The 13,182-nt window shown below is 70.8% G+C and carries 12 protein-coding genes; 5 read left to right on the top strand and 7 right to left on the bottom strand.

What is annotated here, in order from left to right:
• Positions 1-262: 262 nt before the first annotated feature.
• From ACZ3TS_RS03120 to ACZ3TS_RS03105, 4 genes are all read left to right on the top strand, one after another.
• Positions 263-1,588, top strand: a complete 1,326-nt coding sequence (locus tag ACZ3TS_RS03120; RefSeq protein WP_467613279.1) for a DUF2252 domain-containing protein — start codon at positions 263-265, stop codon at positions 1,586-1,588.
• A gap of 91 nt (positions 1,589-1,679) precedes the next feature.
• Positions 1,680-2,360, top strand: coding sequence for a hypothetical protein (locus ACZ3TS_RS03115; RefSeq protein ID WP_467613277.1), 681 nt, complete (start codon positions 1,680-1,682; stop codon positions 2,358-2,360).
• Between the two features lie 83 nt (positions 2,361-2,443).
• Positions 2,444-3,256: a thioredoxin domain-containing protein gene (locus ACZ3TS_RS03110; RefSeq protein ID WP_467613275.1), complete on the top strand. Its 813-nt coding sequence runs from the start codon at positions 2,444-2,446 to the stop codon at positions 3,254-3,256.
• Positions 3,257-3,360: 104 nt separating this feature from the next.
• Entirely contained in the window at positions 3,361-5,022 is a 1,662-nt protein-coding gene (locus ACZ3TS_RS03105; protein ID WP_467613273.1) for an alkaline phosphatase D family protein, read from the top strand.
• Positions 5,023-5,040: 18 nt separating this feature from the next.
• Here the strand turns inward: ACZ3TS_RS03105 and ACZ3TS_RS03100 are convergent, their stop codons facing one another.
• On the bottom strand, positions 5,041-5,610 hold the full coding sequence (locus tag ACZ3TS_RS03100) for a dienelactone hydrolase family protein (protein ID WP_467613272.1): 570 nt from the start codon (positions 5,608-5,610) through the stop codon (positions 5,041-5,043).
• Between the two features lie 105 nt (positions 5,611-5,715).
• Here ACZ3TS_RS03100 and ACZ3TS_RS03095 point away from each other — a divergent pair, with 105 nt between their 5' ends.
• Entirely contained in the window at positions 5,716-6,825 is a 1,110-nt protein-coding gene (locus tag ACZ3TS_RS03095; protein WP_467613270.1) for a mechanosensitive ion channel family protein, read from the top strand.
• Positions 6,826-6,837: 12 nt separating this feature from the next.
• Here ACZ3TS_RS03095 and ACZ3TS_RS03090 read toward each other — a convergent pair whose 3' ends face one another.
• From ACZ3TS_RS03090 to ACZ3TS_RS03065, 6 genes are all read right to left on the bottom strand, one after another.
• The gene (locus ACZ3TS_RS03090) at positions 6,838-7,578 is read right to left on the bottom strand and encodes an SDR family NAD(P)-dependent oxidoreductase (RefSeq protein ID WP_467613269.1); all 741 of its coding nucleotides are present in this window, start codon (positions 7,576-7,578) and stop codon (positions 6,838-6,840) included.
• A gap of 90 nt (positions 7,579-7,668) precedes the next feature.
• Positions 7,669-9,255, bottom strand: coding sequence for a Na+/H+ antiporter (locus ACZ3TS_RS03085; RefSeq protein WP_467613267.1), 1,587 nt, complete (start codon positions 9,253-9,255; stop codon positions 7,669-7,671).
• A gap of 86 nt (positions 9,256-9,341) precedes the next feature.
• Complete coding sequence (locus tag ACZ3TS_RS03080; protein ID WP_467613265.1) at positions 9,342-9,809, bottom strand: GNAT family N-acetyltransferase; 468 nt, start codon at positions 9,807-9,809, stop codon at positions 9,342-9,344.
• Positions 9,806-10,750, bottom strand: a complete 945-nt coding sequence (locus ACZ3TS_RS03075) for an RluA family pseudouridine synthase (protein ID WP_467613263.1) — start codon at positions 10,748-10,750, stop codon at positions 9,806-9,808. Before ACZ3TS_RS03075 ends, ACZ3TS_RS03080 begins: the two co-directional genes overlap by 4 nt.
• 52 nt (positions 10,751-10,802) lie before the next feature.
• Positions 10,803-11,429, bottom strand: a complete 627-nt coding sequence (gene lspA / locus ACZ3TS_RS03070; protein ID WP_467613261.1) for a signal peptidase II — start codon at positions 11,427-11,429, stop codon at positions 10,803-10,805.
• A gap of 82 nt (positions 11,430-11,511) precedes the next feature.
• Positions 11,512-13,173, bottom strand: coding sequence for a TraR/DksA family transcriptional regulator (locus ACZ3TS_RS03065; protein ID WP_467613259.1), 1,662 nt, complete (start codon positions 13,171-13,173; stop codon positions 11,512-11,514).
• Between the last annotated feature and the right edge of the window lie 9 nt (positions 13,174-13,182).

The raw sequence follows: 13,182 nt of genomic DNA, 5'->3' as shown, positions 1-13,182 counted from the left end.
TCTGGGGGACAGCGTCGAAGTCTATGCCTCGGTACTGACACTCGGAGGGATTCCCCGCGTACCTTCATCCGGGGGACTCGGGTCGCGCACCCGGACCCGGACACGGGCCGTGCACCCGTACCTTCGTGCGACGGGCACGGACCTCACCCCCCGTGTCTTTGTACGAAGATCGCGGGCACTCCCGCGTACCGTCGTCCGTTGGAAGGGGACGGACGGCTCCGTCCCACACGTCACGCACCACTGCACCTGGAGGCACCCAGCGATGTCGGTTCCGCAGCTCAGCGCCGAGCAACGCGGCGAGGAGATCCTCGCCGTCTTCGACACCGCCTTCGGCGAGCTGCTCGCCGCCGACCCGGCCGCGTTCCGCGTGAAGTTCCGCAAGATGGCGGCCTCCGCCTTCGCGTTCTACCGGGGCACGGCGTGCCTCTTCTACCACGACCTGGCCGCCGAGAAGCGGGGCGGCCCCTACCTGGACGACCGCACCTCGCGGGTGTGGGTCCACGGCGACCTGCACGCCGAGAACTTCGGCACGTACATGGACTCCACGGGTCGCCTGATCTTCAACGTGAACGACTTCGACGAGGCGTACGTCGGCCCCTTTACCTGGGACCTGAAGCGCTTCGCCGCCTCCGTGGCGCTCATCGGGTACGCGAAGGCGCTCAGCGACGAGCAGATCACCCAGCTGGTCAAGGTCTACGCCACGGCCTACCGCGAGCGCATCCACGCCCTGGCGACCGGCGCCAAGAGCGACGAGGTGCCACCCTTCACCCTGGACACCGCCCAGGGCCCCCTCCTGGACGCGCTGCGCGACGCCCGCTCGCTGACCCGTTTCGGGCTGCTGGACTCGATGACCGAGATCCGCGACTTCGAGCGCCGTTTCGCGCCGGGCGGCGGCTCCATCGAGCTCGACGCGGCCACCCGCTACAAGGTGCTCGCGGCCTTCGACGGCTACCTGGAGACGCTGCCGGAGTCGTCCCTGGCACGCCCGGACTCCTACCGCGTGAAGGACGTGGTCGGCCGCCGCGGCATCGGCATCGGCTCGGCGGGCCTGCCGTCGTACAACATCCTTCTCGAGGGCAACAGCGACGCCCTGGAGAACGACGTGGTGATCTACATCAAGCAGGCTCAGACCCCGGCCGTCTCCCATCACATCACCGACCCGGCGATCCGCGAGTACTTCCAGCACGAGGGCCACCGCACGGTGATCTCCCAGCGCGCCCTGCAGGCGCACGCCGACCCGTGGCTGGGCTGGACCGAGCTGGACGGCGCGGGCCAGCTGGTCGCCGAGGTGTCGCCGTACGCCGTGGACCTCGACTGGGGCGACATCGACGACCCGGAGGAGATCGCCTCGGTCGTCGCCGACCTGGGCCGGGCCACGGCCACGATGCAGGCGGCGGCGGACGACCAGTCCGGCGAGTCCCTGGTGCCCTTCTCCACGGAGCGGGCCATCGACGCGGCGATCGCCGCGGACGAGCCGGGCTTCCCGGAGTTGCTGGTGGACTTCGCGCACGGGTACGGGGCACGCGCGCGTACCGACCACCAGATCTTCGTGGACCTGTTCCGCAACGGCCGGATTCCGGGTCTGTGAGGCTCCTCGACCGCTCCCGCACAACGCTCCCGTAACGCAAAGCCACCCTTTAAGGGACCCTTACGGGAGCGCGTGGGAGACTCTCCACGCTATGGACATATCCGGGACCCAGCTCAGAGCCGTGCGCGCGGCGCTGTTCACGGCGGTGGTCGTGACGCTCAGCACCGCGTCGCACGTGCTGCTGTCCGAGGTCCCGCTGCCGATGGGGACGGTGGCCGCGATCGCCGCCGCCGTCTTCGTCGTCGCGTTCGCGCTGGCGGGCCGCGAACGCGGCTTCGGGAAGATCGCCGCCCTGCTGGTCCCGCTGGAGCTGACCGCGGACACGGTGTTCACCACGGGCCAGCACGCCTGCTACGGCAGGGCGGGCGGCCCGGTCACCGGTCCACTGCGCTCGGTCGGCCTGGACGTCCTGTGCAGCGGCGGCAGCGTGGGCGCCCCACTGACCCGGGTCACCGGCACCGGCACCGACCGGGTCGCTGCGCTCCTCGCCGACCCGGCCACCGCCTGGCTGCTGCTCGCCGCCCATGTGACCGTGGGACTGCTCGCGGCCGCCTGGCTGCGCCGGGGCGAGCGGGCGCTGGCCCAGTTGCTGCGCGCGGTGGCCGCGACCACGTTCCGGCCGCTGCTGATCGCGGTCGCCGCGGTGGCGATACGGCTCGCCCCGGTGCGCCGGGCGCCGCGCCCCGTGCACCGCGTCACCACCGCCCGCACCCGCCTGTTCGTGCACTCCCTGGGACGCCGGGGTCCGCCGCGCTCGCTCGCCTTCGCCTGAAGTACCCGAAGCATCCGAGCACCGGAAGTCCCCCTACGTATCCCGCGTACAGCGTGTGCGCGCGTCCCCATGGAGATCACCCAATGAGCAAGCGGAACAGTCAGACGGCGAAGACCGCCGCCCGTGAGCGGCTTCGTCTGGAGCGTGAGCGGCAGGCCAAGCGCGACAAGGCGAAGCGGCAGGTCATCGTCGCCGCCTCGGTCGTCGCGGTCCTGGCCGCCGCCGGCGGCATAGGCTACGCCGTCGTCCAGAATAACAAGCCCGGTTACTGGGAGGCGGCGAAGAACGACAAGCTCGTCAAGCCGGCCAACACCAGCGGCACCGACGGCATGACCGTCGTCATCGGCAAGAGCACCGCCAAGAAGACCCTCGTGATGTACGAGGACCCGCGCTGCCCGATCTGCGCCCAGTTCGAGCAGACCGTCGGCTCGACCGTCAAGAAGGACGTCGACGACGGCACGTTCAAGATCCAGTACGTCGGCGCCTCGTTCATCGACACCAACACCCAGGGCGAGGGTTCCAAGAACGCGCTGAGCGCCATGGGCGCCGCGCTGAACGTGAGCCCGGAGGCCTTCCTCGAGTACAAGACGGCGCTGTACTCGAAGAAGTGGCACCCCGACGAGACCGACGACAAGTTCAAGGACGACAACTACCTGATCAAGGTCGCGGACACGGTGCCCGCCCTGAAGGGCAACGCCGCGTTCCAGAAGGCCGTGAAGGACGGCACCTACGACAAGTGGGCGCTGGACATGTCCGCGCAGTTCAACAAGAGCGGCGTGCAGGGCACCCCGACGCTGAAGATGGACGGCAAGACGATCACCGGGTCCGACGGCCAGAACGCACCCATGACCGTGGCGGAGTTCACCACGGCGATCGACAACGCGCTCAAGGCGTGACCGGATCGGGGGCCCGGGCCTGAGCGGTCCGGCAGACGAAGAGCGGGCGAACTTTTCCGTGTTCGCCCGCTCTTTGCGCGTACTGGTCAGTAATCTGAGCGCCCGTGACCAGTCGATACAGATCATCCGAGAGCGCCAACTCCCTTTCCCTGCGCCGCCGTACGGTCGTCAAGGCCGCGGCCGCCACCGCCGTTCTCGGCATTCCGCTCGCCGCCGCCCTCCCGGCCCGCGCGGCCGCCGACGCCCCCGCCTTCCTGCACGGCCTGGCCTCCGGCGACCCCCTGCCCGACGGCATCCTGCTGTGGACCCGGGTGACGCCCACCGCCGAGGCGCTGCCCGGCTCCGGGCTCGGCCCGGACACCGAGGTGAGCTGGATCGTCGCCAAGGACAAGGCGCTCACCGACATCGTCGCCAAGGGGTCCCTCACGGCGACCGCCGCCTCCGACCACACCGTCAAGGCGGACATACGCGGTCTCGAACCCGCAACGGACTACTGGTTCCGCTTCTCCGCCGGCGGCACCGACTCCCCCCTCGCCCGCACCCGCACGGCCCCGGCCGCCGACGCCGCCGTGTCCGGACTGCGCTTCGGCGTGGTCTCCTGCGCCAACTGGGAGGCCGGCTACTTCTCCGCGTACCGCCACCTGGCCGCCCGCGGCGACCTCGACGCATGGCTGCACCTGGGCGACTACATCTACGAGTACAAGAGCGGCGAGTACGGGACCCGCGGCACGGTCGTCCGCCCGCACTCCCCGGCGAACGAGATCATCACCCTGGCCGACTACCGCACCCGGCACGCCCGTTACAAGACCGACCCCGACCTGCAGGCCCTGCACCACAAGGCGCCGGTCGTCGCGATCTGGGACGACCACGAGTTCGCCGACAACGCCTGGTCGGGCGGCGCGGTCAACCACACCGAGGGCGCCGAAGGCACATGGACGGCCCGAAAGGCGGCCGCGAAGCAGGCGTACTTCGAGTGGATGCCGGTCCGCCCCGCGATCGAGGGCACCACCTACCGCCGGCTGCGCTTCGGCAAGCTCGCCGACCTCTCCCTGCTGGACCTGCGCTCCTTCCGGTCGCAGCAGGCGTCCACGGCCGGCGGTTCGGTCGACGACCCGGACCGTACGATCACCGGACGCGCCCAACTCGACTGGCTGAAGGCGGGTCTGAAGGCGTCCGACACCACCTGGCGTCTGGTCGGCAACTCCGTGATGATCTCGCCGTTCGCCGTCGGTTCGCTCACCGCCGACCTCCTCAAGCCCCTGGCGAAGCTGCTGGGTCTGCCGCAGGAGGGCATCGCCCTCAACACCGACCAGTGGGACGGGTACACGGACGACCGCCGGGAACTCCTGGCCCATCTGCGCGACAACGCCGTCAGGAACACGGTCTTCCTGACCGGCGACATCCACATGGCATGGGCGAACGACGTGCCGATCGACACCGGCACGTACCCGCTGTCCGCCTCGGCCGGCACCGAGTTCGTGGTCACCTCGGTCACCTCGGACAACCTCGACGACATCGTCAAGGTCCCCGAGGGCACCGTCTCGGCGGTGGCCTCGCCGATCATCCGCGCGGCCAACCGGCATGTCCACTGGGTGGACACCGACCGCCACGGCTACGGCGTGCTGGACATCACCGCCGAGCGCGCGCAGATGGACTACTACGTCCTGTCCGACCGCACCGACGCGAACGCCACCTCGTCCTGGGCGCGTTCGTACCGCACCCGCAGCGGCACACAGAAGGTCGAGCGCACGTACGACCCGGTGTGAGCCACGCCGAGAAGCCGGTCACAGACTGTCGAGGAAGCCGAGCGCCACCCGCCAGGTGGCCTCGGCCGCCTCCTCGTCGTAGTCCGGCAGCCCGGGGTCGGTGTAGAGGTGACCTGCGCCCGGGTAACGGTAGATCTCCACGTCCGCGCCCGCCCTGCCCATCTGCAGGTACCAGGCGCTCAGCCAGTCGTCCGTCTCGAACGGATCCGGCTCGGCGACGTGCAGCTGCACCGGCAGTCCGTCCACCGAGGCGCTCGGCGCGATGTCCGACGTGCCGTGCAGCAGCAGGAGTCCGCGGGCGTTGCTGTCCCCGAGCGCCAGGGTCTGGGCGGTGGCGGCGCCGAGGGAGAATCCCGCGTACACGAGCCCTCGCTCCGAGTACGGGGCGGCGGCCAGAACGGCCCGCTTGAGCAGTTCTTCCTTGCCGATCTCGTCCTTGTGGGCCATGCCCTCCTCCACCGTCGCAAAGGTGCGGCCGTCGAACAGGTCCGGGGTCCACACCTGGTGCCCGGCGGCACGGAGCCGGTCGGCGGCGGCCCGTACGGCAGGCCGCAGTCCGTACGTCGAGTGGAAGAGCATGATGTTCATGAGGCCCATGGTGCCAGCTGGGACCGCGGGCGCCGTAAGCAGCGCGTTCCCGGGCGGATCGAGGCCACATGTTCATGATGCCGTCGGCCGGTTAGGTTCGAAGGCATGGAGAACGTACTGCGCCCGGTGATCGTCGTCGGCGGCTCGGTCGTGCTCACACTGCTGATCGGGTGGAGCACGGACCTCCTGCTGCGCAAGGCGAACGGCCGGCACCCGGAGACGCCGCTGTGGGGTCTGCTCCGTCGCGGCCGAATCCCCTACCAGCTCGTTCTGTGCGCCGCCCTGCTGAGAGGCTCCTACGACCAGGCGAAGCTCCTCGACGCCCACCGGGTCGGCGTCGGGCGGACCCTCACGCTGGTGCTGATCGGTTCCGCCGCCTGGCTGGTGATCCGTATCGCGGCCGCGGTGGTCGAGACGTCGTACACCCGCTATGCCCGCGCCCACCACGATCCGGCCCGGGTCCGGCGCGTGCGCACCCAGGTGTCGCTGATCATGCGGGTGGTGGCGGCGGTCGTCGGCGTGATGGCGGTCTCCGCCATGCTGCTGACGTTCCCCGCCATGCGCGCGGCCGGCGCCTCGCTGCTGGCCTCGGCCGGCATCCTCGGCATCGTCGCCGGTGTCGCGGCCCAGTCCACGCTCGCCAACCTGTTCGCCGGGCTGCAGATCGCGTTCGGCGACATGGTCCGGCTCGGCGACACGGTGGTGGTGGACGGCGAGTGGGGCACCGTCGACGAGATCACGCTCACGTTCCTGACGGTACGGACGTGGGACGAGCGCCGGATCACCATGCCGGTGTCGTACTTCACCTCCAAGCCGTTCGAGAACTGGTCGCGGGGCAGCCCCCAGATGACCGGCATCGTCTACTTCCACGTCGACCACGCCGCGCCCGTGGAGGCGATGCGCGAGAAGCTCCGCGACATCCTGCGCGAGTGCCCGGCGTGGGACGGCCGCGCCTACGGCCTCCAGGTCACCGACACGACGCCCAACACCATGCAGGTGCGGGCGCTGGTGACCGCGAAGGACGCGGACGACATCTGGACGGTACGGGTCACGGTCCGCGAGCAGATGATCCGCTGGCTGTCCGAGGAGCACCCGTACGCGCTGCCGCGGGTCAACACGGCGGACGCCGTGCCGCCGCCGAGCAGGAACGGGCACGTGTCGCCCGACGGCTCGGCCCGCAGGGCGTACGAGCCGCCGCGGACGGGCCAGGGCTGAGACGCCGGTCCGTCAGCGCCCGCGCTCCGCGCCACCGTTGACCTGGATCACCTGCGCGGTGATGTGCCGCGATCCGGGGGATGCCAGCCAGTGGAGGGTCGCGGCGATGTCACCGGGCGTCGCGGCGCGGCCGGTCGACGTCTCCGCGACGAGCCGCTCGCGCCGTGCCGGGTCCATCGCGTCACCGAAGAACTCCGTGTCCTCGACATAGCCGGGCGCGACCACGTTGACCGTGATACCGCGCGGTCCCAGGTCGCGGGCCAGATCGAAGGCGTAGGGGTGCAGTGCGGCCTTGGCCGCGGCGTACGCCCCGCTGCCGGAGCCGCGGTAGGCGGCGATGGAGCTGAGGAACAGCACGCGCCCGCCGGGCGAGGCGAGCCGGTCCCGCAGTGCCTCCGTGAGCAGGGCCGCGGTCAGCACGTTGAGCCGGAAGTTGACGGTCCAGGTGTCCGCGACGGCTTCGAGCGGGTCCTCGGTGTCGGCCTTGGGCTCCAGATTCCCGGCTCCACCCGCGCTGTTGACGAGGACGTCCACGGTGCCGAACTCGTCGGCCACGACCCGGGCGACCGCGCGCACGGCCCGCGGATCGCTCAGATCCGCCGCACAGGTGAGTGCGCCGGGCACTTCGGCCTTCTCGAGCACCTCTGCCCGCCGGCCGAGGAGCAGCACCCTGTCCCCGTCCGCGGCGAAGGCCCGCGCAGCCGCGAGCCCGATTCCCGTTCCGCCACCACTGATCACCACATTGCGCGCCATGATCCGATCGTACAAAGACGGGCACGCGCACGGCGGTTGCCTTCCGCCGGGCGCTTCGCGCGCGTCGGGCCCTGGGTGTCCCGACCAACGTCAGCGCAGGCTGCGCACGTCAAGGTGGCGCAGCACCCGGTCGACGATCTCCGGGTCCGCCCCCGCTTCGCTGCGCGCCGCCAGCACTTCGTGCCGTGCCGCGCTGAGCATCTCGCCCTGGATCCGGCGGAGCCGTTTGAGGCGCCTGGCGCGCTGCGCGTGCGCCTCGCGGCGCTCCTCGTCCCCGAGGTCGGGGCTGATGCGCACGCCGATGTCGGAGACTCGCCGCAGCAGTTGTTCGGACAGCTCCTCCGGCAGCTCCTCGAGGTCCTCGATCTCCCTCAGCCTCCGCTTCGCCGCCTTGGCCGCGCGGACCGCCAGTTCACGTTCGAAGTCCTTCTCGCGCTCTGTGTCAGCCCGCACCCCCAGCTTCTTCACCAGCCAGGGCAGCGTGAGTCCCTGGAGCACGAGCGTCGCCATGATCACCCCGAACGCGATGAAGACGATCTCGTCCCGGTCGGGGAAGGGCGACCCGTCGTCCATCGTCAGAGGAATGGCCAGGGCCAGTGCCACCGACGCCACACCCCGCATCCCGGACCACCACATCACGACGGTCTCGCGCCAGGACATCGGGATGTCCTCGTCGTAGTCCCGCTTGGCGTGCAGCCGCTTGGTCAGCCAGGTCGCGGGCAGCAGCCACACGAGCCGTACGAGCACCACGACGGCCACGATCGCGGCGGCCCAGCCGAGCATCTCGCCCCACCGCCCGGACGCGGTCCGGATCGCGTGGTGCAGCTCCAGCCCGATCAGTCCGAAAGCGATGCCGGTGACCAGGGTGTCCACCACGTCCCAGAAGGTGTGCCCGGCCAGCCGCATCAGCACGTCGTCCGGGTCGCTTGCGTACTCCGCCAGGAACAGCGCGGTGATGAGTACGGCCAGTACGCCGGAGCCGTGCAGTTCCTCGGCCAGGACGTACGACGCGTAGGGCACCAGAAGTGTCAGGCCGACCTGCAGGGTGGCGTCGTCGAGCAGGTCCAGCAGCTTGTTGGCGGCCCAGCCGATCGCGAGCCCGACGACCAGGGCGACGATCGCGGAGAGCAGCAGTTCGAGCAGGGCGTGCGGCAGCGAGAACGTCCCGCTGACGGCGGCGGCGATCGCGACGTGGTACAGCACGATCGCCGTCACGTCGTTGAACAGCCCCTCGCCCTCCAGGATCGACACCAGACGGCGGGGCAGCCCGAGCTGTCCCGCGACGGCCGTGGCCGCGACCGGGTCGGGCGGCGCCACCAGCGCGCCGAGCACGACCGCGGCGGCGATCGGCAGCCCCGGCACGATCGTGTGGGCCACGGCAGCCACCGACACGGTGGTGATGAACACCAGTGCGACGGCCAGCAGGAAGATCGGCCGTTTGTTGGCCGCGAACTGCCGCCATGAGGTCCGGCGCACCGCGGCGTACAGCAGCGGCGGCAGCAGCGCGGGCAGGATCAGCTCGGGCGGGATGTTCACATCGGGCACGAAGTCGAGCAGCGCCAGCACGATCCCGAACAGCGTCATCAGCACCGGTGACGGCAGCCCCAACCGGTCCCCGACCGGGACGCTCACCACGGCCCCGAGCAGCAGCAGGAGCAACAGGGCCAACTGATCCACGTCAGCGCTCCGGGAGGTTCGACGCCCACACAGCAGACCTCAAGCCTGCCATGTAACCCGTCTCGCGGGCCCCTCGGCACCCTCGGCTACAGCGGACGCCGCATCGCCTGATGCGGAATACCCGCGTCGGGGAACTCGGGGCCGTACGCCTCGTACCCCAGCCGCTCGTAGAACCCCAGCGCCTGCGTCTGCGCGTGCAGGTCCACCGCCGCCAGGCCTCGCGCGCGTGCCGCGTCCTCGATCGCCCGCACCAGCGCCACGCCGACACCGAGACCACGCGCCTCCCGCTTCACCGCGAGCCGCCCCAGGGAGCCCACGGACGGGTCGCCGCCGGTCTTCGCCGCGGCCGTCTCCCCGTACAGCAGCCGACCCGTCCCGAGCGGCACGCCGTCCTCCCGCAGAGCCAGCACATGCACGGCATCGGCGTCGTAGGCGTCGTACTCGATGTCCTCGGGGACGCCCTGCTCGCCGACGAAGACCTCCTTGCGGACCGCGAAGCACGCCTCGCGGTCGGCGGGGTCTTCTGCTGTCCGCACCACGTACGCGGCGGTCATGCCCAGCTCTCCTCTCGCACCTTGTCCAGCGCCTTCTGCAGGTCGGCGGGGTAGGCGCTCTCGAACTCGACCCACTGTCCGTCCGACGGGTGCTCGAAGCCGAGCCGCACCGCGTGCAGCCACTGGCGGGTCAGACCGAGCCGCTTGGCAAGCGTCGGGTCCGCGCCGTACGTCAGGTCTCCGACGCACGGGTGCCGGTGCGCGGCCATGTGGACACGGATCTGGTGGGTGCGGCCGGTCTCCAGCTTGACGTCGAGCAGGGAAGCCGAGCGGAAGGCCTCGACCAGGTCGTAGTGGGTGATGGAGGGCTTGCCGTCGGCCGTGACCGCCCACTTGTAGTCGTGGGTCGGGTGGCGGCCGATGGGCGCGTCGATGGTGCCGCTGGTCGGGTCGGGGTGGCCCTGGACGAGCGTGTGGTAGCGCTTGTCGACCGTGCGCTCCTTGAACTGGCGCTTGAGCGACGTGTACGCGTACTCCGACTTGGCCACGACCATCAGGCCGGACGTGCCGACGTCGAGGCGGTGCACGATGCCCTGGCGCTCGGCGGCGCCCGAGGTCGAGATGCGGTACCCGGCGGCGGCGAGACCGCCGATCACAGTCGGGCCCGACCAGCCGGGCGAGGGGTGCGCGGCCACACCGATCGGCTTGATGATCACGACCACGTCCTCGTCGTCGTGCACGATCTCCATGCCCTCGACCGGCTCGGCGACCACCTGCACCGGTGCGGGCGCCTGCGGCATCTCTACTTCGAGCCAGGCCCCGCCTCGCACCCGCTCCGACTTGCCTACCACCGTGCCGTCGACCAGCACCTTGCCCGCAGCGGCCAACTCCGCCGCCTTCGTACGGGAGAAGCCGAACATGCGGGAGATGGCGGCGTCGACGCGCTCGCCCTCCAGGCCGTCGGGTACGGGCAGGGTGCGGATCTCGGGAAGGGTACTCACCCGTCGAGTATGCCGGACGGGTCCGACAGCGCCGTACGAGAGTCCCGGGCGCTCAGTCCTTGTGGACCGTTCCGTCCGGGTCCAGACCGCGGAAGGACAGCAGCACGATCAGGATGCCGCCGCAGACGATGGCCGAGTCGGCCAGATTGAAGACGGCGAAGTGCTTCGGCGCGATGAAGTCGACGACCGCGCCCTCGAAGACGCCCGGCGAGCGGAAGATGCGGTCGGTGAGGTTGCCCAGGGCGCCGCCGAGCAACAGGCCGAGCGCGATCGCCCAGGGCAGGCTGTAGAGCTTGCGCGCGAGACGGGCGATCACCACGATCACGGCGGCCGCGATCACCGTGAAGATCACGGTGAAGGCCTCGCCGAAGCCGAAGGCGGCGCCCGGGTTGCGGATCGCCTCCAGCTTCAGCCAGTCCCCGGCGATCTCGATCGGGGCGTGGTGCTCCAGCTTCGCGACCACGATCAGCTTGCTGACCAGGTCGAGGGCGTAGGCGAACGCGGCGACCAAGAACAGGACCGCGATCCGGCGCTTGCCTCTGGGGCGCTCGGCTGCGCCGGACCCCGAGCCCTCCGCGCCGGAGCCCTCGGCCGGGACCTGCCCGTCGGACTGCTCCGGCCCGGTCCCCGACGCGTCTGGGATTTCCGGCGTACCGATGATGCGCTCCGCCTCTGCCACGTGAGTCCCTCAACCTAGGTGCCCTGACTGAGGACGAGAGTACGACACCACCCGGCTCCGCCAGGTGTTCAGGAGGTGGCCGTCAGCGGCGTTCCTGCTTCTGCTTGCACTCCACGCACAGTGTGGCGCGGGGAAAGGCCTGCATACGGGCCTTGCCGATGGGGTTGCCGCAGCTCTCGCACAGGCCGTAGGTGCCGGAGTCGAGGCGGTCCAGGGCGCGGTCGGTCTGTTCGAGCATCTCGCGCGCGTTGGCGGCGAGCGCCATCTCGTGCTCGCGCGTGATGTTCTTCGTGCCGGTGTCCGCCTGGTCGTCGCCGGCGCCGTCCCCGGAATCCCGCATCAGGCCGACCAACGACCGCTCCGACGCGTCGATCTCACCGCGCAGCCGCATCGACTCCGACTGCAACTCGGTGCGTGCCTCGGCCACCTCTTCGGCGGTCCACGGGTCCTCGCCGGGGCGCACCGCCAGCTCGCCGGGCTTCGCGGCGGCGAGCCGCGCCTTGGGGACCGCGGTGGGATTCTTCGCCGCCGTGGCCGTGCCAGGAGTCTTCTTCGCAACCACCGTCGTGGCTCCCGTCTTCTTCGCGGCCTTTCCCGCGCCTGTCTTCTTGGCTGTGCTCTTCTTGGCCGCACTCTTTGTGGGGGTGCTTTTCGTGGTGCCGCCCTTCGCGGCGCTCTTCGCGGCAGCGGCCTTGGCAGGAGTCGTCTCCTTGGCGACGGTCTCCTTGGCTGCTGCCTTCTTGCCTGCTCCCTTCTTGCCTGCTGCCTTCTTGGCGACGGCCTTCTTCGCCGCAGCCTCCTCGGCGACGGTGCCGGCCGCCGCCTTCTTGGCGACGGCTTTCTTCGCCGCTGTCGCCTTCTTCACGACGGTGCTGGTCACCGCTGCCTCCTTGGCGACGGACTTCTTCGCTGCCGGCTTCTTCGCGACGGTGTCGGCCACAGCCTTCTTTCCGGCCGCCGCCTTCTTCGCCGCCGGTTGCTCGGGACCGCCTTTCTCCTTGGCCGCCTTCTTCGAAGGGACCGCTCTCCCGGCCGCCCGCGCAGGGGCCAGCTTCCCGGCGTCCGCCTTCCCGGTGGCGGCCGTCTCCTTGCCCGCCGTCTTGGAGACCGGCTTTCCACCGGCCGTCTTGGCAGCCGCCGCCTTCTTCGCGGCCGTCGCACGGGAGGCGCCCCCACTCGCGACAGCCTTCCCGCAAGCCGCCATCTGGGCCGCTGCCTCCTTGGCGCTCGCCTTCCCTGAGGCCGCCTCCTTGCCCCGCGCCGTGGTGGAGGCCGCCACCTTGGCGGTCGTCCTCGTCGAAGTCCTCTTCGCAGGGCCCGCAGGTTCAGCGGCGTGCGTCTTGGCCTCGGCCTTCTCGGCAGCCGTCCGTCTGGCTGCCGTCTCCCCGGAAGCCGCCCTCCTGCGTCCGCCTGCCGGGTTCGCGGCGGCCGCCTCCTTGCGGCCTCCTCCCCGGTCCCGCGCGGCCCCCGCGTCATTTCCGGCAGCACCCGGGGTGGCTGCAGTACTCCGTCCCACGGCCCCCGGGCGGCGCCGCGCCGCCCTCTGCCCGGACCCGGCCTCCGGCTTCGAGGCCACGCCGACAGCCGCGCCCAGCCTCTTCACCAGCCCGACCGTCCCGCTCGCCAGTGCCGCGTGGGCGCTCTTCTTCCCGCGCATGTCCTTGGCCTCCGAACCGCCGGAGGCAGCCGCATCCGTGGATCTGCCGCACGCCGACTGCTGTACGGCGGTCTTTTTCGCCACCATGGCCGCGGC

The organism is Streptomyces sp. NPDC022910 (assembly GCF_055561075.1).
Note: the sequence above shows the minus strand (reverse complement) of the source record. Positions and strands in the feature narration are given on the sequence as shown.

Excerpts from the sequence above, each read along its gene's own strand:
- ACZ3TS_RS03120 (WP_467613279.1), top strand. The coding sequence starts at position 263 with ATGTCGGTTCCGCAGCTCAGCGCCGAGCAACGCGGCGAGGAGATCCTC.
- ACZ3TS_RS03115 (WP_467613277.1), top strand. The coding sequence starts at position 1,680 with ATGGACATATCCGGGACCCAGCTCAGAGCCGTGCGCGCGGCGCTGTTC.
- ACZ3TS_RS03110 (WP_467613275.1), top strand. The coding sequence starts at position 2,444 with ATGAGCAAGCGGAACAGTCAGACGGCGAAGACCGCCGCCCGTGAGCGG.
- ACZ3TS_RS03100 (WP_467613272.1), bottom strand. The coding sequence starts at position 5,610 with ATGAACATCATGCTCTTCCACTCGACGTACGGACTGCGGCCTGCCGTA.
- ACZ3TS_RS03095 (WP_467613270.1), top strand. The coding sequence starts at position 5,716 with ATGGAGAACGTACTGCGCCCGGTGATCGTCGTCGGCGGCTCGGTCGTG.
- ACZ3TS_RS03090 (WP_467613269.1), bottom strand. The coding sequence starts at position 7,578 with ATGGCGCGCAATGTGGTGATCAGTGGTGGCGGAACGGGAATCGGGCTC.
- ACZ3TS_RS03080 (WP_467613265.1), bottom strand. The coding sequence starts at position 9,809 with ATGACCGCCGCGTACGTGGTGCGGACAGCAGAAGACCCCGCCGACCGC.
- ACZ3TS_RS03065 (WP_467613259.1), bottom strand. The coding sequence starts at position 13,173 with ATGGTGGCGAAAAAGACCGCCGTACAGCAGTCGGCGTGCGGCAGATCC.